Raw genomic sequence first — 26,440 nt, 5'->3', positions numbered from 1 at the left:
AAAATTTAATAAACAACGATTAGACAGTTCTAGCTTTACAGATATACTGATAAGTAGAACTTTTTGAAGGGAAATTCACCATATAGGCATTTAAGACTCATCACTATACATAAAAAAATACAGTGGAAAAACACTTCCACTGTACATTTCTCATATTTTAAAATTACTCAAATAGAATCGTTTTTATCTCTTTCGTATCCAGACGCACTGTCACTTGTTTCTTATCTTCCGAAATTTCTATCGACCGGACCGGATTCAACTCTTTCTTTGTAAAGCCATTCTTAGCTTCATTCTTCTTCCAAAGTTGAAGTGTCATATAAATCTTGCTACCAGCCAATTTATCAGAAGCCATAATCAAAGCACACTCATCACTGACAGGATGTAACCCTTTCGGATACGATGTATATAGTTTATCCCATCCAGCCAATGGTATCATAGCCAGTTCATACTCTCCGTTATCAATAACCGGAATATCCAGCTTGCCGACCCTTCGGGATGTTTCTTTAAATACACCATTCAAACGAGGCAGTGAATAATGTCCCAAACAGATTTCCGTCGGTTCGGAGACCGAAACTTTATCCACTCTCAAGATTCCGTTCGGTAGCGGAATATCGGCCAGTTGATATCTTACTGTACTGTCTGTTTCAAGTACGGCATCACGGCGATAGATACCGTCTTTAAAACTTTGGAACGTATAAAGCCGTAATACTTCCCACTCGCCTTTCTGATTCTTTGTTCCGTAATTCATGGATATTTCTCCGTTCTTACCATCCGCCATCCACGGGAATTCCGTATTGTAAGCCAATTTGTTATAATTCTCCGTACTACGAAACTTCTGCCAGTCCTTTGCAACAGTTTCATGGCACCATGAGCGCATCTCAGCGCCTCCGCTATTCGGATAATTCGTAATCAACAAATTGGTTCCCGGCTGAAACTTATTATAGACATTCCCTTTTTTCAGTTCTTTATCCCAAGGACCGTTATTTTCGGTAGCAGACCAGAAGTCTGAGTTTTCCGGTAACAGCAAACTCAAAAAAGCTTTTCCGCACCAGTATACACTACCCCGACAACTATAAATCTGCACAGCAGGAGCAAACGGACCATAAAATCCCATCGTTGGAACCCCTTCTTCCAGAAATTTCGGATTTTCCAGAAATTGCAGCAAAGTAGAAGAAGCAATCCTCCTTATCCAGCCATAATTTACATCGCCACTTTTATCATATTCCCATAGAGACAACGGGGCAGTCGCTGCAAAACGATAGCAGATGCTTCGTCCCCACATATTCATCTTACCATCCCGGCTAAACATATATGGATAGTTAGCTACCATATCATGCTGGTTTGCCATGAACTGCTGTGCCAACTGGGGAAATTGCTTCTTGCCAAACATTTCTGCCCAAATGGGACCGTATGTCTGATAAGCCCACGCACTGTAATAATCATAAGCCGGAGCATCATTGTACCAGCCTTCACCCCGATAACGTGCCAGCAGTTTCTTCAAATTCGACTCCAGATAGCTCTCATCCACTGCATAGCCCTGATCTTTCAGAAAACTTAAAATAAAGACATTAAAGAACATCCAGTTAGAGCCGATGGTCGGTCCTTCTCCGTAGCTCAGCATGGTTACAGCAAGCGAATCCTTTTGCGCTTTTGTCAGCGGGTCCCACAAAACAGCCTGAGCCGCTTTCATTGAAATAGCCAAAGACCCTAACTCCAGTAACGTCTGACTAGGTCCTCCTTTACGATGAGGAATAAAACTCGGACTTTTCGGATTAGAGATACCAACTAATTGGTGCCGATAGTAATCTGCTACTCTTATTCCATTCATTACCAGTTCCGGATTATCTTTCAACAGGGGTGCTGCAATAAATAAGGTTCGTGCCAGCCCCTCCAGCTTAGCAACCGGAACTTGGCCGTCATTATTGGGATATGTTTTGTCCAGTTGCTTCGGAAAGTACATCTGGTCATCCAACGTATGGATATAACCGAATGCTCCTCTCAGCAGATACTCACCCGCCTGTATCCAGTGTTGACGTGTCATTCCCGTATAAGGACTCTTTTGAAAGTCAGGCTGCTGTACAGTAAACACACTCTCCTGAGCAATGGCGACTGACAGTTCTGCCAACGGGAGAACAAATAATAAAAGAACTCCTATCACAAAATCTCTTAAAACTTTCCTTCTCATTGTATTTCTATTTTTTGATCCAGCAATCCGTTAATATACACACATAATACTCCCTTCTTATACTCCAGCTCTAACTTGAAACTCCCGTACTTTTGTGGAGTGTACCACTCACCGCCTGTATTGCGCGAAGTTGTTTTCCAGCAATCAGATGTTCCAAGTATATTTGTGCTAGGATATACCTTTCCGTTATATCTAACTTCCGGTTTCATGGTTTGTCCGTTCAGATAATATTGAAGATCGCCCAATTGTAAAAGGCACCCTTGATAATTGTCCGCATCCAGAGTGACCGTTTGTTCCAATACAAAAGCCACCTTCGGGTTGAACTTAAAATCCTTCTCCGCTACAACATTTTTCTTTTTCTTCGCACCCGGGAAACCTTTAAAATCACAGGCAATCCCTGTGCAATAACCTTCCGGATACCGTGAACTGACAATCCAATCGTAATAATTGCCATACATCCATGTGAGCCGCAAAGGCGTATTTTTTGAATCAGGTATTATATAAGGACGGACATTATTCTGCTGCGAGTCTTGCGTAACCGCTTCTGTAGAGACCACCTCCCCGGCCTCGTTCAAGATAAATTTCATGATCTCGTAAACCTTCCCTTGCTTTCCTTCCACAGGCAACGAGCAATAAACATGATTCGTATTCGACGGATCTATAGTCATACCGGCACTGTAACATTTCTCCAAGTTTGGTGTCTGGTGAAAATGACCACCGGCGTTACCAAGGAATGTCTTCTTCCATTCGTGTCCGTTCCACTTCGCATAATAGTAATCATGGGAATTCTTATCACTGCTGATTCGCACCATTGCAATGACCGGATTATCATTCTCATCCAAAGCAACCTGCCATACCCAATCACGTGCGGATGGATTATCTACCAGAGTAGATGGATACTGACGCACATAGTCACCCGTCTTATTCACTTTAAAAGTACCGTCAGCAATAGTCGAAAGAGTATTCCCCTTAACATCCTTCAACTGCAAAGAATGAACATCTATATAATTAAAGTACAAAAAATTAGGATTCTCATTATCCGGATGACCGGTCGTATAAGCAAAATAAATTTTATCTTTCCCATTCGACATATACTTGGCATAAGGACGGGCCCCGGTAGACTGTACTATCTGATACGGTCCCCATTCCACCGCCACCTGATCATTCTGATCGGGCAACGACAGCTTGGCGATAGTAGGGTGCCAGCCAATCCCCCGCCAACATAGATAGATATGTTCCGGATCATCCGATAAAATAAACGGGGACGGATAGGTGGTATTGTCCTTTGTTTTAATCACCTTTTCCTCTCCCAATGTCGTAATATCTCCGGGAATGCGGGAAATACGATAGTAGAAACAAGGCTCATCCGTGTGACGGGAATAAAAGATCATAATCCGTTCATCCGGCAATACCAGAAACGTCGGATTATTGTGATCATCCGGTTGAAAATAAGAACGGATCAGTACCTCGTCCTGTCTTTTCTTTTTAAAGTCATACTGCATCGCTTTAATATTGCCGTGTATATCAATATAGCCGATATATGTCTTGTTTATTGTACCTTTTTCATTCTCATAATGCAATGCGCGCGGATCAGCAAACCAACACCAAGCTCCTTCGGAAGTTACTTCATACACTTGAGAAGATGCTACATTTTTATCACTGCCGGGATTTACAGTGTCAACTTCGTGTCCCTGCACCGACAGCAAATGACAGAACAAATATAAAATCAGAAAAGGTAAAATCAGCTTTGCTCTCATGGTAACCAACTATTTTTTAGATTCAGCGCAAAAATAATGCTTTAGATACAAAAGGACATCCGAATACCGTTCATTAAAGTCCAAATTTAGATCATCTTCCCTATTATGAATGATAATTACCCTCCTTTGACAGATATGTAACCTTTTTATTTAGGTGGATCCCCTATCTTTGTCGTACTTATAATATAACAAAAATCTAACTGTAAATATCATGAAGCATTTATTTACCAAAATCTTTCTATTCCACTTATTACTCATCGGAGCAGTACAAGTAACGGCACAAAATAAGAAATCCGGTAACCCTATTCTACCGGGGTTCCATGCCGACCCGGAAGTACTGTATTCTCATCAGACAAAACGCTATTATATTTACCCCACCAGTGACGGATTTCCAGGATGGGGCGGAAGTTATTTTAAGGTCTTTTCATCGAAGAATTTAAAGACATGGAAAGAAGAGACTGTGATTCTGGAGATGGGCAAAAATGTGTCTTGGGCAAACGGAAACGCATGGGCTCCCTGCATTGAAGAAAAGAAGATAGACGGGAAGTATAAATACTTCTTTTATTATAGTGCCAACCCGACGACCAACAAAGGCAAGCAGATAGGAGTTGCCGTAGCCGACTCCCCCACCGGACCTTTCACAGATCTGGGCAAACCTATCATCACCTCTTCTCCCACAGGACGGGGACAGCAGATTGATGTGGATGTATTCACCGACCCCGTATCCGGCAAAAGCTACCTCTATTGGGGTAACGGTTACATGGCAGGAGCCGAGCTCAACGACGACATGCTGTCCGTCAAAGAAGAGACAACGGTAGTATTAACTCCCAAAGGAGGGACTTTGCAGACTTACGCATACCGTGAAGCTCCTTACGTTATTTATAGAAAAGGAGTTTACTACTTCTTCTGGTCTGTAGACGACACCGGTTCCCCCAACTACCACGTTGTTTATGGTACCGCCCAGTCACCACTCGGTCCGATCGAAGTAGCCAAAGCCCCGATAGTACTCATTCAAAATCCAAAAGAAGAAATCTACGGACCTGCCCACAACTCTATCCTGCAAGTACCGGGAAAAGACAAATGGTATATCGTATACCACCGTATCAACAAGAACCATCTGAATGACGGACCGGGCTGGCACCGCGAAGTATGTATTGACCGGATGGAATTCAATCCGGACGGAACAATCAAACAGGTAATCCCGACACCATAACACCACAACAGAGATTCATACTAAAATAATACCAAGATGAAAAACGTTCTGACTGCGACATTCCTGACCTGCATCTGCATAACAGGCAGCGCGCAAATAAATCATGGATATCCTATAGACCCTGTCCCCTTTACTTCCGTTAAAGTGACGGACAACTTTTGGGGACAGCGCCTTCAAGCAAGCCGTGAAGTAACCATCCCTCTGGCATTCAGCAAATGTGAAGAGACGGGACGTTACGAAAACTTTGTAAAGGCAGCACATCCCAGCGATACCTACAAAGTAGAGGGCTTCTCTTTCGACGATACCGATGTATACAAAACAATAGAAGGAGCCAGTTACTCTCTGCAAACCTATCCGGACAAGAAACTGCAAAAGTACATTGACAGCGTACTCGTCATTGTTGCCGGAGCACAGGAACCGGACGGTTACCTTTATACAGCCCGCACCATGAACCCGAAGCACCCGCACAACTGGGCAGGAAAAGAGCGTTGGGTAGCGGTAGAGAACCTGAGTCATGAGTTCTACAATCTGGGGCACATGATAGAAGGAGCTGTAGCACATTATCAAGCTACCGGAAAACGAAACTTCCTCGATATCGCCATTAAATATGCCGACTGTGTCTGCCGTGAAATCGGCAACGGCCCTCAACAGAAGAAATACGTACCGGGGCATCAGATAGCCGAAATGGCTTTAGTCAAACTATACATGGTGACGGGAGACAAAAAGTATCTTGATCAGGCAAAGTTCTTCCTAGATACCCGTGGATATACCAGCCGGAAAGACGCCTATAGTCAGGCACACAAACCTGTGGTAGAACAGGATGAAGCCGTAGGACATGCCGTACGTGCCGTATATATGTATTCCGGCATGGCAGATGTGGCAGCCATCACCGGAGACAGCAGCTACATCAAAGCGATAGACAAGATTTGGGACAACATCGTTTCTAAAAAAATTTATATAACCGGAGGCATCGGTGCACGCCATGCAGGCGAAGCATTCGGCAACAACTACGAGCTGCCTAACCTGTCCGCTTATTGTGAAACCTGCGCCGCTATCGGCAATGTATACATGAACTACCGTCTTTTCCTGCTGCACGGAGACGCCAAATATTTCGATGTCCTGGAACGCACACTATACAACGGTCTGATATCGGGTGTATCACTGGACGGAGGTTCTTTCTTCTACCCCAACCCGCTGTCTTCTAACGGAAAATACAGCCGCAAACCTTGGTTCGGCTGCGCCTGCTGCCCTTCAAATGTCAGCCGTTTCATTCCGTCATTACCGGGATATGTATATGCCGTGAAGAACGATCAGGTATACGTGAACCTTTATCTTTCCAACAAAGCCGAGCTAAAGGTAGACAAGAAAAAGATTCTGCTGGAACAAGAAACCGGCTATCCCTGGAATGGGGACATCCGCCTGAAAATAACGCAGGGCAATCAGGACTTCACCATGAAACTCCGTATCCCCGGCTGGGTACGTGGCAATGTACTTCCCAGTGACCTGTATTCTTACGCCGACAATCAGAAACCTGCCTACCAAGTATCCGTAAACGGACAGACAGTAGAAAGCGATGTCAATGATGGCTACCTCAGCATCGCCCGCAAATGGAAAAAGGGAGATGTGGTAGAGGTACATTTCGACATGATCCCCCGAATAGTAAAGGCAAATCCCAAAGTAGAAGCCGATCACGGACGTGTTGCCGTTGAACGCGGCCCCATCGTTTATTGCGCAGAATGGCCGGACAACAGATTCAACGTCCACAGCATACTTCTCAACCAGCATCCGCAATTCAAGGTAACAGACAAACCGGAGTTACTTTACGGCATCCGTCAGATAACGACCGATGCGCAGGCATTAAGTTATGACAAAGCAGGAAAACTGGTAACTAAAGACGTAGAACTCACATTGATACCCTATTATGCCTGGGCACATCGGGGCGAAGGCGACATGGAAGTATGGCTGCCTATCGATGTAAGCGCCACGTCGGCACAGCCACAGGAAGCGGGACAATGGGAAGATAACGGATTCTTTAAGAATTAATAATAAGCTGAGTCGAAGATAAGAAAGTACAGAGAGCTTTTTAGGCACGGATTTCACGGATGAACACGGCTTTTATTCATTAAGACCGTGTAATCCGTGAAATCCGTGCCTAAAATAATATTATTATATCAATCAGCCATTATCTTCACATCCGGTGAAGGGGCCCGGAACCAATATTCCGTCACTTTTCTTCCCTGTCCCGGAACCGTAAAAGACAACTTAATCAGATTATCATGCAATCGTTCCACACTGATTTCATTCTTTACTCCTTGTATAAAAACCGAATCAACCGATTTTTCCACCATCTCCACGTAAGTGCCATCCGATGGCAAACTGTACTCTCCCTGACAATAGATGATGGCATTTGACCTGCCGTTCATACCGGCTGTCATTATATTCATGAATGTCTGATCAGGCGATACGATCTTTAGAACAGGCAATAACAGAATTTTATATCCATGTTCGCCCGGTTGCACAACACAACTCTGCCATACTCCTTGCAAAGACCTGTTTTCTACTTCCTGCCCGATAGGTACTACAAGTTCGGGGAAAGTAGGTCTCTGTGCCTCCGGTCTGGACAGATTAAACATTATCGGAGCTGTAAAACGTACTTTCACTGCCTCGCCTCTATCCATTCCCGGTTTCCATTTCGGCATTAATTTCACTACGCGCAAGGCTTCTTCGTCCAGCAAGGGATCGATTCCTCTTACAACTTTAGCCTGATCCAATGTTCCGTCTTCCATTATGACAAACTGTACGATCACACGACCGGAAACGCCTTTCTTCTGTGCTTCTACAGGATACTTAATATTTGTAGTCAAAAACTTCATCATCGCCTGCATCCCACCCGGAAACTCCGGCATTTGATCGGGCATCAGATAAACTCCATCACTATCTACCTTCTCTACAGGCTTTTGTTGGGCAAGCGAAGGCAGGCATACCAACAATGCGATAAACAAACCGAATAATTTTGTGTTCATGGCTATCATATTTTAAGGTTAAACAATACCGCAATATAGTGTATTTTTATTAAAACACAGCAATATTCGTCTGTTTCTTTTCGCATAATGAAAAAATATCTATAGTCGCCAATCACTATTTACTTATGATAGATTCGGCTCTTAAAGTTTCACGCACAACCTTCCAGCCTTCACCATTATCAAAACGATAATATAAGTAAAATTGCTTTTCTTCTGGATTATAATAGTTCCGATATCCATATGAGCCATCATTGGGATCAGAACTTGGAGATAACATTTCAACTTTTAATCCATTCTCAGAATCGAAAGCAGATATCAGCACTTGGTTATCGGCATCTACAGTGATTACCATCGAATTTTTGTTGATTGTTTCTTTGGTATCATTCGCATCGTAAATTTGTCCGGCAATGTAAGTGCGTATCTTATTATATGCCAATGGCATGATAATTTTAGAGTCGAACGGCATTACGACATCATCCATAAAGCCGGAAGAGGCATAGTAAGTGGGTGTCTTTTGGGATGCATACTGATTCTTTTTATAAATTCGGAATAATACATTCCTTTTTTCTTCATTGATTTCGTAAGGTGTTGCCTCTTTAATGCGGAACGAAAGAAAGTAAGCAGAGTCAACGGATAGTTTTTCAATGGTCGATGTCTTTATTTTCACTTGTAATTTTCCCACTTCATAGCTGGGGTTCACTCCTGCTTTTATTTCAACGATAGAAGATAAAAGTGAATAATCCCCGTCCTTCAGCTCACGGGCATATTTATCTGTTTCATCCATGTAGGTATTATAGTTATATTCCGTCAACAGCTCCGGATCTTTTTCTATGGTCAGATGCACATCCTGATCTATAGGATTAGTGCCGCTTACTGCGAAAGGCTGCACGCCTATGATATCTTCTTCATTATTCAGTTCAAATTCAGCGTGAAATATTTGCTCATTGTCGCTGATTGCATAGATCATTTTCTTGTAGCGTTCATCCTTGAAGAACTCGTCGCCATTGGAGCATGCCACCAAGCTTCCCCCACATAAGATTGTCAAAAAAGCTATATAAATATATTTTGTTTTCATGGTTATTTATGTTTTAATACGAAGTAAATTATTAATTCTCCCAGCCCGGGTTTTGGTCGAGATTTTCTACACGACGTACTTCAGCTTTGGGCAAGGGTAATAGGATCAGTCTCTTATCTATCACGCGATTTCGGTTGTTAACCTGATTCACAGGAATCGGATTCTGATAATAAGTATATTTATCTCCTCCCAAACGCATTCCATAAACACCAGCTTTTTCAGTCTCTTCATATATGCCCCACCGACGTACATCAAAGTATCTGCGGTTTTCGCAAGCGAATTCGATCATATATTCTCTCTTGATGATGTTGTCCAAAGTTGTTTCATCTGATGCGGCTTCTGTGTCAGATAATCCAGGCAGACCGACGCGATTTCGTATCGGGTTGAAGTATTTTTGTATTTCAGTTGGAATACGTTCGACTGTATAGCTTTGCGGAGCATTATTTCCACCATTGATTGCGGGTAATTCGACGGTATAGCTTTTACTCAGGTGATTTATTGCTTCTACATATCCTAATAAAATTTCCGCATATCGGATGATAGGAAAATATTTTGTAGTTCGCATACTTCCGGTTCCTATCCATGCGTCGTCCGCATGGATCCATTTAGTCAGCACATATCCTGTTGCCGGATAATCCAGAGGATTGGTTATGGCGGAATTTTTCCCGGAAAACAGATCGCGTCCTGAAGTTACCATTTGATGATACCACGCCCTATAAGGGCCATATTGTTCTTGGGTATTGGAACGTGCTGCCCAGTAACGTCCGGAGTAACCTATTGTAGCATAAAAACGATTCTCTCGGTTTAGATACATACCGTATACTCCCATCGGAATAGTGTAGCCGGAGAACTCCTCTGCACTGGTGGAAAAGTAATCATCGGTCACTGTACCGTTTGCTACATGATATGGATATTCTTTACTTGCATCATTTTTATCTCGTCCATCCACCATATAATAAGCGTCTACCAGTTTTTGAGTAACGCAGAGGTTGTTCCATCCCCCCATTGCTTTTTCCGTCGGGAAACTGCATTGTGTCATGTTTGCCATAGCATCCGACTGTCTACCCCAGATAAATTCTGGATTTTTACTGCCTATCGTTTCTCCGGTGAACATTTCTGAATAGGAACGATAATAGTCGATATTCTGAAAATTGGGGTCAGTGATTGTCACGGAAGCCGGCAATGCTCGGGGAGGCATGCTTGGATCGATGGGAGAAGTATGCAATTTGTATTTGTTCATCTCAATGACACGTTTACATGCTGCAGCTGCTACTGCCCAGCGTGTTTCATCGTAGTTCAGATTCACATAGTTGGCTCCGTCCACTGTCCGCTTCCAGTTGCCGAAAGCTGTGCGTGCGGCCTGTCCGCCATTATATAACGGACTTGCTTGTTGCAACCGCAGACGAGCTATCAACGCAAAAGCAGCACCACGTGAAGGACGTCCAAAAAAAGTCGGATTTAAGTCTATAGGCATATATTTGGCAGCAAGTTCCAGTTCATTACAACAGTAATCCACACATTCGTCATAAGTCGAACGGGAATAATTGTAAGTTTCAGGTAATTCATTATTGGGTAAGATATCGTCACCGAGTATAATGCACGGACCATAAGACTGGATCAGATTGTAATAAGCATAACCACGCATCATGTGGGTGTAGCCAGTGATTTCCTCATCTTGTATTGTATTCATGTGAGCCTCTCCTTTGCGTGCCAGTATGTAGTTACATTTACGGATCACTTTATACATGGACGACCATATATTCATGCTATAGTTACCGATGTTATCGGCATTAATAGTTCCCAGAATGTAGGAGAGTCCGCGAAGGCCATGCTCCGGATTCTGACTTGAGAAAGCTTCATCCGTAGCCATCGGACCGGGAGTGACCGGATCAGAAAGGATGCGGCTCTCGTCGGGGAACTGATCTGATGTTCCCCACATATATTGTACCAGGTACTCGTATTTAGTAAAGATACTGTCAAACTTCATTGTATCGTCAAAATAGTCGTCGACTCTTAAAAAATTGCATGAGGTGAATCCTCCGGTTGTAAGTATCCCAAGAAATACGATGAATAGGTTTATTGATCGGTGTGATATATACTTTTTCATAATTTTGTTATTTAATGATCATGTTTAGAAATGAACAATTGCCTGGAAACTAACGCGGCCCGGAATCGGATAAGCACGTCCATTACTTGTGGCGAGTTCCGGATCGAATAATTTAACGCTGTCCCAAGTATGCAAATCGTTTGCTACCACAGCGAGATCGATCGAATTTATTCCAATACTTTTTAATAAATTACAGTTCCAGTTATAGTTCAGACTGATTTCATCGAGCCGTAAATATTTGCGATTACCTTTCCAGAATGTAGATGCCTGCGCATTGTTCTGATTGCTACCGTAACTTAGCCGCGGGAACATGGCATTGGGATTTTCTCTCATACTGGCTGGTATGCTGGGATCGTCATAATCGGCCGGAATCCAACGGTTGGCAGGATTGGCTGCAATAGTGAGTACATTGCCCAGTTTACCATCGTAGAAAGGAATATATCCCACATTGTTACTTCCCCATGTCCATATTTTGTAATAGTCTGTGTTACCTATTCCACTGAAACGTACGCCTAATGTCAGCTTTTTCCATCGAAATTCTCCTCCGAAGCCATACATCAGACGCGGGTAATCCTGATAACTGACCGGCACCTGGTCGTCACTGTTAACAACACCGTCACCGTTTACATCCTTATATTTGATATCTCCCGGCAGGTAGCTTCCAAAATCTTGTTTCGGACTGTTGTTTATCTCTTCCTGATCCTTGAAAAGTCCTAAAGCGATATAACCTTTCATGTAGCCGTTAGGGCGTCCTGTTGCTGATGTATATTCATACTTGGTATCTCCTTCTTCATAGTAGTTCACCTTATTGGTAGAGTATGTGAAATTAGCACGAAGCGTGAATTCCATGTCTTTATTGATGCGTTGGTTGAAGGTGATATTGCCGTCGCTACCCCAGCTTACCATGCTGCCCACATTACCGAATGGCATGTTTACGAGTCCTACAAAATCAGGAACTTGTTTGCGTTCTTGGAAAATTCCGTCGCGAGTATCTCGGAAGAAGTCTATTACAAACTCAAATTTATCGAATAATTTACCTTCCAAACCTACGTCAAACTTCTTTGCTTTTTCCCATTCCAGATTATCTGCCCCGATCGAGTTTTCCCAAATACCTCCCTTGGTATACTTCCAGTTTGTGGTAGCGGAACCATTTACATTTATACTAGTCAGATATGGAAAACGCTTGTCGGTGATACGGTCATTACCAACTAAACCGTATGAAGCACGGATTTTAAAATAATTCAACCATGGCATTTTATCTTTTGTCCATTGATAGCTACTCGGTACCCATGCACCAGATATGGATGGAAAGAATCCGAACTGGCGTCCTGGCTGGAAATTCTCGGAACCTGTATAACCGAAGTTGCCGTCGACTATATACGTATCATTATAATTGTAGCCGACTTTAGCGGAAAGTCCTTGATAACGAACTGGGATAGCCGACATCGTGTCATTGGCATCAGTTGACCGCTTTTGATCACTCATTTCATAATGCGCCAGTGCCATAAGCGTGTGTCCGTGTCCTAAATCATGTGCCCAGTTCATGGTAGCCTGAAGGAAGTATTTGCGGTATTGCATTTCCCATTTACTGTACTGGGTCGTTATGCGTTCGGTCTGGCGCTTTCCAGCAAGTTCTCCAGTTGCATTACGCTTATCATATGACCACAGTTCGGGGATGATGTAGCGTGTTTCATGAAAAGCGTTGTCGTTGGTATACGCTCCTTGTATATTCAGCTTCAATCCTTTAATCAGCATACCCAGGTCCTGATCTAAACTTAATGTATAGGTAGAAGTGAATTCTTCTTCTTGTTTCAATCCTGTGTGGTTCAGAAGTACATAAGGGGACATTTCATCTGTCACTCCATTGGCTGAAGGAAGCATTCCGTTAGAGTAAACCACTGGTATGGTAACCGGAGTAAGTTTGCTGCAAGCAGACCAGATCAGATTAGTATCTGCGGCACCCGGCAGATTTCTGATTGTTTTATTGGCATTGACACCAAAATATAATTTGGTAGTTTTAGTTAAATCTATATCAATATTAGCACGTAGCCCAAAGGTATTATATGCCAAACCTTTAAAATATTTACTGGATTTATCCTGTTGGTAAGCAGAAGTCTCGTTAGAACCATTTAAGCTGATAAAGTACCGTGCTATACTACCACCGCCCCGGGCACTCAAATAATAGGTTTGTTGCCAATAAGACCTTTTGAGAACTTCATCCTGCCAATTGACATCCGGATATAAATCCGGATCCAGGCCGTATTTAATGATATCCAGTTCCTGATTCGTATATTTAGGATCATCGCCACGTACTACGAGTGCTTCATTCGCCAATTTCGCATAGTTATATCCGTCACAATATTCCGGCAAGCGCTTTAGCCATGATATAGTAGCATTTGCACGTGCGGTAAAACTCAGTTTTTCTTGTTTTCCCCTTTTGGTGGTGACAAGTACTACACCATTTGCTCCACGTACTCCATACATGGCTGTTGCCGAAGCATCCTTTAATACGGAGAAGCTTTCAATATCAGCCGGGTCTACATCATTTAGGCTACCTTCCAGACCGTCAATGAGAACAAGTGCTGATGCGTTTGCTCCAAATGTTCCGATACCACGTATCCAGAAGTCTGAGATATTTTTACCCGGTTCGCCACTGCCTTGTGTCGAGATGATACCGGCAACTCGTCCTCCCAGCATATTAGCCAGGCTAGTGGCAGGAGTCTGTAATGTCGCTACATCTACGGAAGTGACGGCACCTGTCGTTGTTATTTTACGAGTCTTGCTTCCATAAGCTTCTACTACCACTTCATCAAGTGCACTTACATCCGGTACTAATTGGATAACCAGTTTTTTTTCAGTTTTTAATGCTAGATACTCGTGTCTGGCATATCCTATAAAACTGAACTGCACTTTATCTCCACGATCGACTTTCAAAACGAATTTTCCGTCCATATCGGTATTTGTACCTATGCCTGTTTTATCTTTTACATATACGCTGACTCCCGGGACAGGCTGTCCTGTTTCATCTTGGACTATACCGGATATCTCAAACTTTTGCTGTGCTTGTGCCATTATGGTAATGGAGCAGAAAAACAGCATAAGATATATTCTATTTGTTATATAAGCTTTCATTTTTTCTTCTTTAAACGATTACTACTCATCATTACATAAATGCCAGTTTCATTATTACTTTATTACCTGCATCTGCAATGTAAATGTCATTTTCGGGAGTTATACAGATACCATAAGGTCTGTTCATTCTTGAAACTGTAGGATTTCCGGCAGCATATCCGGATTTCCCGCCTATTCCTGCTACGGTACTCATTAATTTTGTTTCCATATTGTACATACGTACACAGTTATTGTTGGCATCACAAATGTATATCACCTTTTCTCCGGTTTCAGGGTCGTGCATTGACAAAATCTGTTGAGGATTGTTCAATCTTGCCACAGAAACGTGTCCATCTTGATATGCTCCTGGTCCCTGTATGCCGCAGACATCTGTCTCAAAGCCGCTGTCTTCCGGATTCTTTGTCAAATCAATACAGGTTATTTTGTTGTATTCATTCAAGGCACAATAAATCTTGGTCGGGTCGTCGGGGTCTGTAGCCAGACATGCATCTGATTTGGCAAAAGTGGTGACATAATCGTAGACACGATCTTCAAGTTTGAAACGGAAGAATTGACCTTGCCACGTCCGGCAATAGATAAAACTTTCGCCATTAGCATCTGTTGCACGAGCATAGGAACACATATACTCCAACTTCTGACCGCTTGGTACCGGACGATATCCTTTTGCCTGATAACTGGCGTCGGGAGCAATCAACTTCCTTTTCACAAAAGACCATGAATCCTTAGGATCAACTTCCCAAAAAAATGGAGCATGGTGCGCACAGAAGTAAACCTTCTCTGTTTTTTCATCATAATACGGAGTGCTAGGCGAACCTCCGTTTTCAGTAGATGCCCCATAATCCAAAAACTTAGAGTAGTTCTCAGGTTCATTAATATAAATAAGACTGCCACTTTGACCTGTATTTTTATGGTTCATATATATGATGCCACTGGGATCGCACGCTAGATGCTGCATACTATTGGCAAATGTTGTGGTTTCCAAGCTTCCTTCTACAAATGTTTCTGTATTGGAGTTGAGCTGTCCGGCTACATATATCAACTGATAATTCTTTTCATAGGCGAAATGCTTTTCTGCGAAAATAGTATCGGTGGTGTTACCGTTTAAAAGCATACCTATCTTACAATCATCACCCGGGAGTTTCGGGACATGAACCAGTACCCGATCGCCGGATGCTCCTACAACAATCGCTTCTTTTTTATTAAAGAATACACGTACCTTTTTAGGGTTGTTGCCAAAGTTTTCACCCTGGAGGATTACTTTATCAAAGTATCCGCCTTCCTGGGGAGACAATTCGCTAATTCTGACCGGAAGATTAGGGTTATACCCGTCTTCTTCTTTGTCATCGCTGCATGAAACAATTGTAAACGCTGTGGTCACAAAAAGAAAAGTTCGGAGTCCAATAAGAGGAAGCCATGTGTTTTTTCTCATACTTTTCATAAATATTCCTATTAGATTATATACCGCAAATGTAACAACTCGGCAGTTCACATTGTAGGACTAATACGATTTAGAGTAATACAATATCGACATGAACGACTATAGTAGGATTTATTATAAAACAATATCGATATATTATTTAAAATTATCGACATCAAAAGAATTATATTTATTTTTTATATATCTTTATCTTCACATTAATAAACCCTATATGCTATGGCTTCATTTGTTGATAAATTGCACCCGCTTGTTTTGAACATAGGTTTGGCTATTCATAATGCCGATTGGAACTGGAAAAATGTCAATAGCCCTTTTACACGTTTATATTATGTGACAGAAGGTACTGCACAAGTCTTAATATCGGGTAAAACTCAGATTCTAAAAGCTAACCACATGTATTTTATTCCAGCTTTTACCAAACATAGCTATATCTGCAACTCTTATTTTTCCCACTATTATCTGCATATATATGAAGAACACCAGTCAGACAGCAACTTACTGGACAATTGGGATTTTCCAATAGAAATCCCGGCTGTCGAAATAGATTTGGCATTATTTCAGCGGCTCTGCACTATAAATCCACATATGACCTTACAGAAATCAGACCCGACTTCTTACGATAACAATTACACCCTTATGCAGAATCTGCTAAAAAACAAACAACGGACCTTGTCTGATAAGATAGAATCAAGAGGTATCGTATATCAATTGCTAGCACGTTTCCTAAAAAGAGCTCAAGTAAAAATGGAATTGAAAGACAATCGGATAGAAGAAGCCATTCACTATATCCGTAAACATATAAATGAAACTATTGATTTAAGAGTACTCGCTGAGAATTCCTGTTTATCAAAAGACCATTTTATTCGTCTATTCAAAAAAGAGACAGGAGATACCCCCTTAAAATACATTAACCGTAAGAAAATAGAAAAAGCTCAACTCATACTAATAACCGATGATATGTCAATCAAAAATGTTGCATTAAATCTTGCTTTTGAAGATTATTCATACTTCAACAGGTTATTCAAAAAAATCACAGGTATTACTCCCCAAGAATATCGCACCTCTTATCACTCTTAAGCAGAAAAAAAGGAATAGCAACTTTCACACTATTCCTTTTTTCTCAACACGTAGTAAACGATTACGTTATCCTCAACTAATCTTCATACAGATAAAACATACGTTCCATCAACTTCCATTTTTCAGCAGAAGAACTCAAACACGGACAGTCTTGAAATTTAGACACATACTTTTCCCACTCAGCCTGCCGCGGAAGATTAGACAGTTTATCCATAGCTATCTTCCAATCAAAGTCCAGTGGAGTTTCTATAATCATAAAAAGTTGTGATCCCAATATATAAATTTCCATTTCCAGAATCCCTACTGCACGTATCCCCGCCCTTATTTCCGGCCATGCCTTTTCTTCACTATGTATCTTACGATACTCTTCAATCAGAATCGGATTATTTTTAAGGCTTAAAGTTTGGCAATACCTCTTTGTAGGCATGCTATACTCTTTCATTTTGTATCCCTGAATAGACGACATAGTAATAACTTTTATTTTCTAATTTTCAAGACAGGGGCTATATTCTTCAACGATTTAGCGGGTATATCAACAACAAGTCCCTTATCAGTACGTGTAAAAGATACTTTTCCGTAACCAAGCAACTCTACTCTGCCTATTTTAGTGGGATATAACCCGTTACCTTCCGCTAAAGACCTAATTAAGATTTTCCCATCTTCAGGCCATCCTAAAACTGTAACATACAAATTTTTATCTGTTTGTGTAAAACGTATTTCCTTTGCATCAGCTTTACTATAGGCCCATTCGTTAAACCCCTGGGCGTTGAGTTGAACATCTTTATCCGCTATAGGTCCCTCACCAAATATTTTCCATGGACGCGTTTGATAGATTGCTTCCTTATTGATATTCATCCAATTACCAAATTCATTCAATATCTTTTCTTCTTTTTCATCAAATGTACCATCTGCACGCAACGGGACACTCAGAAGTAAGTTACCATTTTTACTGACAATATCAACTAACAGCTTCACTACGTCAGCTGCCGACTTATATTGATTATTATTATAAATAGACGTATTATAATGCCACCCGCCAAGGCACGAACATGACTGCCAAGGTTCATCTATTATTTTATTAGGAGCTCCACGTTCTACGTCCCATACCAAAGCTTTACGTTGATTTGCATCAAGAATCTTACCAAACATTACGGCATTCAATTTACCCTTTTGCATTGACATATTATGATTATAAAAATGAGCCGCAATTTTTAAGCCTGCATCACTTATAGGATAAAAAGGTGCAACAGTTACATCAAAATACAACAAATCCGGATTATAACGGTTTATTACATCAAGTGTACGATTATAGAAATTAGTGCAATATTCCTGTGTTGGTAAACAAACTCCATTTCCCCATGCCCATTGCCTATGAATTGTACCATTATCCCAACTATCCTGACTTAACGGATGATTCTGAGCATACAAGTCCTGAGGATCATATCCTTCCCACCACTTTCCTTTTCCATCAGCTTTCGTTAATTTCCCATCATACGGAATACCTTTTTTAGGACCTTGAGTATCGTGTCTTTGGGAAGTCTCATACCAACTCCAAGCATGGTCTGCATGCAGACTGACCCCCAAATAAAGTCCATGTTTACGCGCTGCTCTTTCCCATCCTTTCAATATATCTTTTTTAGGCCCCATATTAACCGAGTTCCATGGTTGATACTTACTATCCCAAAGGTCCATATTATCATGATGGTTACCCAAAGCAAAAAAATACTGAGCACCTATTTTTTTATAAAATGCAACCAACTTATCGGGGTCCCATTTTTCAGCCTTCCATAACGGAATAATATCTTTAAAGCCAAATTCAGAAGGATGACCATAGTTCGCTATATGATGTCGATATTCAGGCGAATTTTCCATATACAAAGAACGAGCCATCCAATCGCCAGATCCTTCCACACATTGGGGGCCCCAATGAGCCCAAATACCAAACTTTACATTTCTAAACCATTCCGGTATTTTATAATTAGCCAATGATTCCCAAGTAGGCTGGAATTTCCCTTGCATCATAGGTTCATCTTGCTCCGAAACAGGAACCTGATAGTTTTGAGCAGATAAAGTCTCCGTTATAAATAACAAGGATAGTAATAGTAATTTTTTTGCTTTCATAAATATTACGATTGAATTATATAATGCAAACGTAGCGCTTTTTTAGTAGAAAAAAATAGGATGAATACGATTTACAATAAAACAATATCGACATTTAAAACAATATCATTTATTATCCTTACTTTATTACTGCCACAAATCCTCCACGAGGAAGACATGACATATCCATTTTATCGTTTGATAACTGGATGTTTTCTTCGATGGCAAAACTCTTATCGTCCACCCCATCCTTAAATACATCCATCGTTTTTCCTTCAACTTGCAGAGGAGCCAATGAAAAAGAAAGAATTTTATTCTCGTTAGTTCCGTTCAATCCTCCAATATACCATACATCTCCCTTACGTCGTGCCAGTACGATGTCAGTACCCGGATAACCACACAACAGTTTTGTATCATCCCAGGCAGTAGGTAATCCCGAAAGGAATTCTCTTACTTTTCGAGGTAATGAACTGTACACCTCCGGCCTATCAGGCATATGCTGCAATGCTGACTCAAACACAACAGACAAAGCTAGTTCATGCCCACAAGTAGTGATATGAGGATGTTGGGAATCAGAGAATGTACCAGGTGTATAATCCATTGAGCCAATGACATTTCTGGTAAATGGCAATGTTACATTATGTTCAGCAGCACGATCTGTAAGTATTGGCTTATTGTTATACCACTCTGCCCCATAAACGGCTTCCATAGTCATCAGATGAGGATAAGTCCTTTGCCATCCACGAGGAATAGTAGCTCCATGAAAATTGACCATTAATTTATATTTAGCTGCATCTTCCAGCAAATCAATATAATAATCTATATTAGACGAATAATCATCAGGAAAAAAATCAATCTTAACCCCTACTACACCTGACTTTTGAAGCCAAGTATATTCCTTTATTCTATTTTCCTTACTATTCAAGCGGTAAAGAGGACCCGGCCCCATCCAAGCAGTTGACGAATTATACCAAATCATAGGCTTTATATTTCGACTAAGAGAATAGGTTATCAAATCTTCAATATCTCCACCGTTTGACATTTCATTCCATTCCGCATCTATCAGACTATATGGCCACTTCATATCAACAGCCAAGTCAATGTAGTCTTTTACAATCTTGAAATTTTTGGAACCATGATTATGCGCCCAGTATACCCATGATGCAGAGCCCGGCATAATCCAACTTGTATCAGAAATTTTGTTAGGTTCAGAGACATCTGTCACTAAAGTAGATTCTACAACATCAGACAAAGAACCTATCATAAGAACTCTCCATGGCGATGTGAATGAATCACCCAAGGCTAATTTATCATCTGTCATCCGCACTTGATATTGATTCATATCATTTCCATTATACAATCTGGAACCACTATGTCCACGAAGTATATTGGCCTCAGTTATCAACACAAACAATGAATCGGCTGGTTCCAAAAGTAATGGATAGCCCCACATATTGTCTTTGCCTCTTTCTGCTCTGGTTTTCAATGGATAGAAACCTTCATAACCAACAGAATAATTCTGTATCCATCTTTTCGTTCCTTCTGGAATATAGTAAGCTGTATGTTCAGATGTCAGACTATCCTTATCTTGAACAGATGGTAAGCTATATCGAAATACAATCCCGTCATCGTAAGCCCTGAAAACGATATCTAAGGTTTCTGCCTTCTCATTCTCAAACCGAAATATCCTTTCATTTCCTCTATTCTGACAATGACTTCTTTTACCGGTAAGCATCACATAATCATCTTCAATTAGTTTAGTACCGGACACAGATTTCAACCTGATGTTATCGGTAAATGACATAAGCTGGGTTTCCAAGCCAATTCGGGTATCAGATAGAACCCTTCTGGAAGTTTTACCATCTTTGTACTCTACATTAAAAAAGACTTTGCCAAAACCGTCTTTTTCAGTATCTTCCTTTATTTCAACAGAAAGACATATCTTCCCATTAGGAGAAATCACACCTGTATCTTTTTGAGAACAAGAACAGAATGGAATACAAATGAGCACATAAAGCAGTAATTCATAACTTAAACAATTAAAGGAATGTTTCATACACTAAACAGTTAATATAAATAAATAAACTCATCCACATCGATATACCCCGCATCCGCTATATTATTAAAACAGTAAATCCCAATGCGGCTTCCCCGGTAATATCCCCATTCAAGTTGATATACCTCTCCGAACGGGGTAAACTTCCTGCCATCTGTACTATATGAAAATTGGCTTTTTCCATCCAGCCCCCATACAGATTTAATCCACACCTTGTTTCCCTTTATCGCAGGACCTGTGATTTTCTCTTTATTGGTCTGAAATTCCAGATTCCGGTCTTTGCCGGACTGGCGTACCCCCACCATGGCATAACTCTTAGAGTAATGACACAGTCCGGCTTTCTGTCCGTCAACCATGCCCTCAATGTTCATTTTTACAATAACCTCATTTTTGTTTGTACAAAAACAACGCTGAGTCAAGGTATTTCCCGCTTTCAGCAAATTATCCGTGACTAATGGACGAAAAGCTTTTAACCGCAAATTGCCTGGTCTTTCCGTTAATGACCACATCTCGTCCCGGGGCTGGTAGTTCCATTCCCATTGAGGAGAAAGTACCGACTTGCTAAAATCATCAGATGATTGTGGAGTCCGAACCGGATACTCATTGGAAGGCTTGGCCGCTTGCCATACCATTGTGCCAATGCCATCCTGCCCAACCTCACCAATAATCGGCCAACCATCGACCCAATATACCGGTAGCAGACTAGCAATCCGACCTGCCCAGTCACCCGTACCATGGTGGGTAAAAAAATACCACTTCCTGTCAGGACCTTCAACAAGTCCGCCTTGATTAGGCTCATTATATTCACGCTGTACATGACTTAATTGTTTCCTTTCAAGATACGGTCCTGTAATTGAAGAAGAACGTTGCATCATGATATATCTACCGCCATTTTTAACTTCACTGAAAAAATGATAATATGTTCCGTTGATTTTATAAAGTTTACTTGCCTCGCGACCATACCCCTCATTAATTAATATTTTAGAGTTTTCGATCAAGGTCTTCCCATCAGGTGTCATCCGGTACAGGTAAGTTTTGTATTTATCAGCAAAATGGGTACCTACAAAATATAGTTGCCCGTCATCGTCAAAGAAAGGACAACAGTCATCCCATCCCTTTTCTGCTTTTACACAGTGCAACGGTTCCCACGGTCCCGCAGGATCGGTAGCTGTCGACATAAAATAACCTTCATCCGGTGTACCGAAATACACATAGAATTTTCCCTGATAATAACGAATTGCCCCTGCCCAAATACCTCGGCCATAACGATTCATACGCGTCCAGTTCATTTCTTCACTGATCTGTCTCAGATCAGAAACCACATGACCTTTAATCGTCCAGTTCACCAAATCCTTGGAATGTATGATCACCATACCTGGGGAATATTGAAAGGTAGAAGAAATAGCATAATAATCATCCCCCACACGAATACAATCAATGTCACTGTAATCGGAAGGAAGGACAGGATTACAATAGGTGCCATCTCCCTGATCGCCCCAAGTTGTCCATTCTCCTCACTTGTAATCATTCTGTGCAAATACATTTACTGTTGACAAAGTAAAAATCAATACTACAATACATGTGGGGACTTTCATATTCATTTTTATATTCATACACTTTTGGCTTATTAATAAATATTCCATTCCCAGATACCGGGGACTCCTTTTAGGATTTTAATTCTCAGATAACGGAACCTTTTATTCAAGACATCGGTATGTGGTGAACACATCTTCCTATCTTGATGGACAGCGAACTCTTGCCAGACTTTTCCATCTATCGATGCTTCAATAACATAAGCATGTCCGGCAGTAGGGCGTACAAAATAAATTTCACTGCGTCTGACCTTCTTTACAGTACCCAAATCTGCCACAATCCATGGATTAATACTATCTTCGGCAGCAGACATCCATCGGGAACCATTTGCCCCGTCCACCGCAAAAGAAGGAACAAAATATTCTGTCCGCAGACATGTCGGGTCTTTCATCGGTTCAATCTTCAACGGCACTTCAATACTAGACGCATAAACAGTATCTATTTTTATTTTTTTATCTGATTTCACCTTCTTCAATGCCCCCACTCCATCCATTGTTAGTTCGACAGGGCGAATCGTACCGTCTTCATTAAATTTCAGTTGATTCACATATGTCTGACGGTTTGTACTTCGCCTGCCAAACTCTAAATATGCGAAATAATAATTATCCGTACCCTCAAGATGAAAGACACAACCATGTCCCGGTCCGAAGATTCCCCGTTCATAATTGGTAGTAGATATTATATCCTGTTCAGGAGCTTCAAAAGGTCCCATAGGGGAAACCCGGCTCATTACATACGCATATTGATATTTCTCATCCCCTCCGATAGTGTACAAATAATAATATATTCCTTTACGTTTGAAAAAGATAGGTCCCTCAGAGTACTCCTTGCGAGGAGTAGAAATTACCTGTACTACAGAATCCACCGTAATCATATCCTCGTTGAGTTTGGCTACATGCCTTCGTCCCCAAAACACATAAGCCTGTCCATCGTCGTCAACAAAGATTTCAGCATCAATCCCGCCCGGATTCTTACTCTGCAATAAAGTAGAAGGAGTAAAAGGCTTATAGAATTCGTCTTTCCCACGTGCCAGTTTAAACGGTCCTTCAGGCTTATCAGCTACAGCAGGATACATATACCCATTGATAGTGGGATATATATAATATTTACCATTAGCAAAAATTGCTTTACTGGGAGCCCAATACTTCTCCTTTGCAGCCGAAGGGAAGTAAGTTCCATCAAAACTCCAGTGTACAAAGTCTTTTGATTTCCATACTACCGGAGGGCCTGATGTTTTAAGTCCCTGCCCATAGCCATCAGTAGTGGCATAGCAATAAAAGACACCATTAATTTCCTGAATACTCGCATCGGCAATCATATCCGGAATCAATGCATTGCCAAAAGGATTATTGTGCTGAGCTTTCACTTTCCCTAACAACATCATTACCAGCACAAAACTAAAAAAGATCTGTTTTTGCATACTATTATCTATTATCCAAAGTTAATGCCTGATTCATACAAAAATTACAGTTGAATAAGACAATGCAAACGTACTTTTTTTCTGGTAAGTTTAATAGGATAAATACGATTTACGATAAGACAATACCGATATTTAAAGTAACAGCATTTACAAATAAACCATATTGACAGGCTACTTTATACAAAGAATACCTCCTTGAGGGCGGATTTCCAACTGCACCTTACCGTTTTCCTTCACTTTCAGTGACGTTAACTCCGGTTCTCCCTTTTTATCATCCTTATAAAGAGCCACCGTCTTTCCGGCAAACATTTCCAAATCCAGTTTTAGTTTCAGCGGTTCTTTGCCGGCATTTACAGCCGCCAGATACCAGGTATCTCCCTGACGACGGGCCAACACCACATACTTCCCCGGATAGCCATCAACAAACCGTGTCTCATCCCACGTTGTGGGCACCCGCTTCATAAAGTCCATGCAAACAGCCGGAACATCTTTCAGATTGTTAGGAGCCAGTGCAAAGTTCTGAACCGGATTCTGAAAGAGAACGGTAGTCGCCAACTGGAACACGTCCGTAGTCCGGCGTGTCGTACCGCCGTCGTTATTACGGTTCAGGCGCTTATTCAGAAAGCAGCCGCCAAACTCCATCGATCCCACCGTATTGCGGATAAACGGATGCAGGCAAGTATTGAACGCTTCCTCATCACAGAAATGCTGATTGAACACCATATTTTCCGAAGCCAGCACTGCTTCACTGCCCACATAATTCGGATACATACGCTCCCATCCGCGAGGTAATGTGCAACCGTGGAAAATCACCATCAATCCGTGATCGTCCGCATCGCTCAGAATATCTTCATACAGCCGCATTGTCTCCTGCTTGTCACCGCCGAAGAAATCAACCTTGATTCCCTTCACACCGAGACTTTGCAGCCATTTCATTTCACGTTTACGAATGATTGCATTATCCATTCGGTTCACCGGTCCCTGTTCAATGTCATTCCAATAGCCGGAAGAACTATACCACAAGAACAACTCGACACCTTTATCGCGTGCATACTCAACCAGCGACTTCATACGCTGATGCCCGATTCTAGTATCCCACCAGTTATCGATCAACGCATACTCATATCCCATAGCCGAAGCAAAATCAATGTAACGTACCTGATCATCATAGTTGATACTGCCGTCCTGCCAAAGAATCCAGCTCCACGTGCCACGCCCGAAACGATAATCATGTTTTGTTTCATAAAGCGGGCTTACCACATCCCACGGAACGGTTGTTTCTACAATCGGCTTCAGATGATCTCCCACTGTGATGGTACGCCACGGAGTAGCGCCGGGCAGTGCAAAAGCAGGAGCGACCGTTCCGTTTCCATTATTTTCTTCCGCCATCGGAAAGGCGACCGTATATAAATTCCCTTCACTCACATCACTCAAACGTGAACCGCAATAACGACTGTCCACACCCGTCTCGCTGACCAGCACCCAACCGTCATTTCCTATACGAAACAAACAAGGGAACGTATACCCATGTCCGTACTGCGAACGGTCGCTCATCGGCGCATCCGCTTTATATTCTTCTTCATAACTGGGTTTCGTACGTTTCCAGCCAATCATCGCATCGCTCTGCGGACACAAGAAAGTAGTAGTCTGCTCCGGAAAGCGGAAACCTGTTTGTTCTTCCTTCACCGTCACACTCGCTTTTCCTCCCTGATGCGGCAAAGTATAGCGGAAAGCCACATCATTATCACTCACCCGAAAAACAACTCCCAGCTTTTGTTCCTGCTCATTCTCTAAATGACAAGTCAGTTCATTGGCACGGTAATGTACGTTGGAAACTTTGATACGTGTCTGTTGATAAACAGTGTCGATCTTGTCGACGGAATGTCCGGTCAGTTTAAGATTCTTCGTAAAATCACCGATATTGGTATTCATGCCTAAAGGAGACTTTTCCAACATCGTCTTTCCGTTGTAACTCACAGAATAACAAGGCTTCGTCTCGTTTTGCACAAATACCGCCAACTGCAACTTTTCGTCCGGTCCTTTTACAACCACATCCTGTGCTGCAAGAGTGCTTATACCAAGAATCGCTGTCAAAGTGCTTACAAGTTTCTTCATAATATTATTTTTCTTTTATGATTAAATGTCCTCATTGTAACAAAAGCAAAAATAGGGAATATAATTATATTCGCATACAAACTTTCATCGTTTGCATGATTTCCCCCCTTTTTTGATTGATATGCAGACATTCCCTCCCGAAACCCTTT

General features: G+C 41.6%; 17 protein-coding genes. 3 read left to right on the top strand and 14 right to left on the bottom strand.

Annotated elements, in window-relative coordinates; genetic code table 11:
- Positions 1 to 163 precede the first annotated feature (163 nt).
- Together DW640_RS14575 and DW640_RS14570 are read right to left on the bottom strand one after the other, a co-directional pair.
- Positions 164 to 2,185, bottom strand: a complete 2,022-nt coding sequence (locus DW640_RS14575; protein WP_061473601.1) for a DUF2264 domain-containing protein — start codon at positions 2,183 to 2,185, stop codon at positions 164 to 166.
- The gene (locus DW640_RS14570; RefSeq protein ID WP_090614726.1) at positions 2,182 to 3,942 is read right to left on the bottom strand and encodes a BNR repeat-containing protein; all 1,761 of its coding nucleotides are present in this window, start codon (positions 3,940 to 3,942) and stop codon (positions 2,182 to 2,184) included. Before DW640_RS14570 ends, DW640_RS14575 begins: the two co-directional genes overlap by 4 nt.
- A gap of 211 nt (positions 3,943 to 4,153) precedes the next feature.
- Here DW640_RS14570 and DW640_RS14565 point away from each other — a divergent pair, with 211 nt between their 5' ends.
- Entirely contained in the window at positions 4,154 to 5,155 is a 1,002-nt protein-coding gene (locus tag DW640_RS14565; RefSeq protein ID WP_008762614.1) for a family 43 glycosylhydrolase, read from the top strand.
- Between the two features lie 36 nt (positions 5,156 to 5,191).
- On the top strand, positions 5,192 to 7,198 hold the full coding sequence (locus DW640_RS14560) for a glycoside hydrolase family 127 protein (RefSeq protein ID WP_117578584.1): 2,007 nt from the start codon (positions 5,192 to 5,194) through the stop codon (positions 7,196 to 7,198).
- 128 nt (positions 7,199 to 7,326) lie between these two features.
- On the opposite strand, the gene DW640_RS14555 is transcribed toward DW640_RS14560, so the two are convergent.
- From DW640_RS14555 to DW640_RS23770, 5 genes are all read right to left on the bottom strand, one after another.
- Positions 7,327 to 8,178 (bottom strand): TonB family protein, encoded by an 852-nt coding sequence (locus DW640_RS14555; protein ID WP_062695995.1) that lies wholly within the window; start codon positions 8,176 to 8,178, stop codon positions 7,327 to 7,329.
- 115 nt (positions 8,179 to 8,293) lie between these two features.
- The gene (locus tag DW640_RS14550; RefSeq protein ID WP_117578582.1) at positions 8,294 to 9,253 is read right to left on the bottom strand and encodes a BT_3044 domain-containing protein; all 960 of its coding nucleotides are present in this window, start codon (positions 9,251 to 9,253) and stop codon (positions 8,294 to 8,296) included.
- Positions 9,254 to 9,284: 31 nt separating this feature from the next.
- Positions 9,285 to 11,360 (bottom strand): RagB/SusD family nutrient uptake outer membrane protein, encoded by a 2,076-nt coding sequence (locus tag DW640_RS14545; protein ID WP_016269774.1) that lies wholly within the window; start codon positions 11,358 to 11,360, stop codon positions 9,285 to 9,287.
- 24 nt (positions 11,361 to 11,384) lie between these two features.
- Positions 11,385 to 14,492, bottom strand: a complete 3,108-nt coding sequence (locus DW640_RS14540) for a TonB-dependent receptor (RefSeq protein WP_054960385.1) — start codon at positions 14,490 to 14,492, stop codon at positions 11,385 to 11,387.
- A gap of 31 nt (positions 14,493 to 14,523) precedes the next feature.
- A complete protein-coding gene (locus tag DW640_RS23770; RefSeq protein ID WP_199610385.1) occupies positions 14,524 to 15,930 on the bottom strand; it encodes an IPT/TIG domain-containing protein in 1,407 nt (468 codons plus the stop codon).
- Positions 15,931 to 16,146: 216 nt separating this feature from the next.
- Between DW640_RS23770 and DW640_RS14525 the strand changes: the two genes are divergently transcribed.
- Positions 16,147 to 17,007 carry an AraC family transcriptional regulator gene (locus DW640_RS14525; protein ID WP_008767033.1) on the top strand — a complete coding sequence of 287 codons (861 nt, stop codon included), beginning with the start codon at positions 16,147 to 16,149 and terminating at the stop codon, positions 17,005 to 17,007.
- A 76-nt stretch (positions 17,008 to 17,083) separates the two neighbouring features.
- On the opposite strand, the gene DW640_RS14520 is transcribed toward DW640_RS14525, so the two are convergent.
- The 7 genes from DW640_RS14520 to DW640_RS14495 form a co-directional block, all read right to left on the bottom strand.
- Positions 17,084 to 17,473, bottom strand: a complete 390-nt coding sequence (locus DW640_RS14520; RefSeq protein ID WP_081030174.1) for an L-rhamnose mutarotase — start codon at positions 17,471 to 17,473, stop codon at positions 17,084 to 17,086.
- An 11-nt stretch (positions 17,474 to 17,484) separates the two neighbouring features.
- Positions 17,485 to 19,128, bottom strand: coding sequence for an alpha-L-fucosidase (locus tag DW640_RS14515; RefSeq protein WP_117578580.1), 1,644 nt, complete (start codon positions 19,126 to 19,128; stop codon positions 17,485 to 17,487).
- 118 nt (positions 19,129 to 19,246) lie between these two features.
- Complete coding sequence (locus tag DW640_RS14510) at positions 19,247 to 21,163, bottom strand: glycoside hydrolase family 97 protein (RefSeq protein WP_074858098.1); 1,917 nt, start codon at positions 21,161 to 21,163, stop codon at positions 19,247 to 19,249.
- A gap of 11 nt (positions 21,164 to 21,174) precedes the next feature.
- Positions 21,175 to 22,587 carry a glycoside hydrolase 43 family protein gene (locus tag DW640_RS14505; RefSeq protein WP_233525445.1) on the bottom strand — a complete coding sequence of 471 codons (1,413 nt, stop codon included), beginning with the start codon at positions 22,585 to 22,587 and terminating at the stop codon, positions 21,175 to 21,177.
- Positions 22,530 to 22,691 carry a hypothetical protein gene (locus tag DW640_RS23580; RefSeq protein WP_008767038.1) on the bottom strand — a complete coding sequence of 54 codons (162 nt, stop codon included), beginning with the start codon at positions 22,689 to 22,691 and terminating at the stop codon, positions 22,530 to 22,532. Before DW640_RS23580 ends, DW640_RS14505 begins: the two co-directional genes overlap by 58 nt.
- Positions 22,692 to 22,790: 99 nt before the next feature.
- Positions 22,791 to 24,176, bottom strand: a complete 1,386-nt coding sequence (locus DW640_RS14500) for a family 43 glycosylhydrolase (protein ID WP_062695788.1) — start codon at positions 24,174 to 24,176, stop codon at positions 22,791 to 22,793.
- A 171-nt stretch (positions 24,177 to 24,347) separates the two neighbouring features.
- Positions 24,348 to 26,291: a glycoside hydrolase family 97 protein gene (locus DW640_RS14495; RefSeq protein WP_117578576.1), complete on the bottom strand. Its 1,944-nt coding sequence runs from the start codon at positions 26,289 to 26,291 to the stop codon at positions 24,348 to 24,350.
- Positions 26,292 to 26,440 lie beyond the last annotated feature (149 nt).

It is taken from the genome of Bacteroides sp. AM23-12, assembly GCF_003434395.1.
Classification (GTDB): Bacteria; Bacteroidota; Bacteroidia; order Bacteroidales; family Bacteroidaceae; genus Bacteroides; species Bacteroides thetaiotaomicron.
Note: the sequence above shows the minus strand (reverse complement) of the source record. Positions and strands in the feature narration are given on the sequence as shown.

Coding starts and splice junctions, on each gene's coding strand:
- DW640_RS14575 (WP_061473601.1), bottom strand. CDS start 2,185: ATGAGAAGGAAAGTTTTAAGAGATTTTGTGATAGGAGTTCTTTTATTA.
- DW640_RS14570 (WP_090614726.1), bottom strand. CDS start 3,942: ATGAGAGCAAAGCTGATTTTACCTTTTCTGATTTTATATTTGTTCTGT.
- DW640_RS14565 (WP_008762614.1), top strand. CDS start 4,154: ATGAAGCATTTATTTACCAAAATCTTTCTATTCCACTTATTACTCATC.
- DW640_RS14560 (WP_117578584.1), top strand. CDS start 5,192: ATGAAAAACGTTCTGACTGCGACATTCCTGACCTGCATCTGCATAACA.
- DW640_RS14555 (WP_062695995.1), bottom strand. CDS start 8,178: ATGAACACAAAATTATTCGGTTTGTTTATCGCATTGTTGGTATGCCTG.
- DW640_RS14550 (WP_117578582.1), bottom strand. CDS start 9,253: ATGAAAACAAAATATATTTATATAGCTTTTTTGACAATCTTATGTGGG.
- DW640_RS14545 (WP_016269774.1), bottom strand. CDS start 11,360: ATGAAAAAGTATATATCACACCGATCAATAAACCTATTCATCGTATTT.
- DW640_RS14540 (WP_054960385.1), bottom strand. CDS start 14,492: ATGAAAGCTTATATAACAAATAGAATATATCTTATGCTGTTTTTCTGC.
- DW640_RS23770 (WP_199610385.1), bottom strand. CDS start 15,930: ATGAAAAGTATGAGAAAAAACACATGGCTTCCTCTTATTGGACTCCGA.
- DW640_RS14525 (WP_008767033.1), top strand. CDS start 16,147: ATGGCTTCATTTGTTGATAAATTGCACCCGCTTGTTTTGAACATAGGT.
- DW640_RS14520 (WP_081030174.1), bottom strand. CDS start 17,473: ATGTCGTCTATTCAGGGATACAAAATGAAAGAGTATAGCATGCCTACA.
- DW640_RS14515 (WP_117578580.1), bottom strand. CDS start 19,128: ATGAAAGCAAAAAAATTACTATTACTATCCTTGTTATTTATAACGGAG.
- DW640_RS14510 (WP_074858098.1), bottom strand. CDS start 21,163: ATGAAACATTCCTTTAATTGTTTAAGTTATGAATTACTGCTTTATGTG.
- DW640_RS23580 (WP_008767038.1), bottom strand. CDS start 22,691: ATGATTACAAGTGAGGAGAATGGACAACTTGGGGCGATCAGGGAGATG.
- DW640_RS14500 (WP_062695788.1), bottom strand. CDS start 24,176: ATGCAAAAACAGATCTTTTTTAGTTTTGTGCTGGTAATGATGTTGTTA.
- DW640_RS14495 (WP_117578576.1), bottom strand. CDS start 26,291: ATGAAGAAACTTGTAAGCACTTTGACAGCGATTCTTGGTATAAGCACT.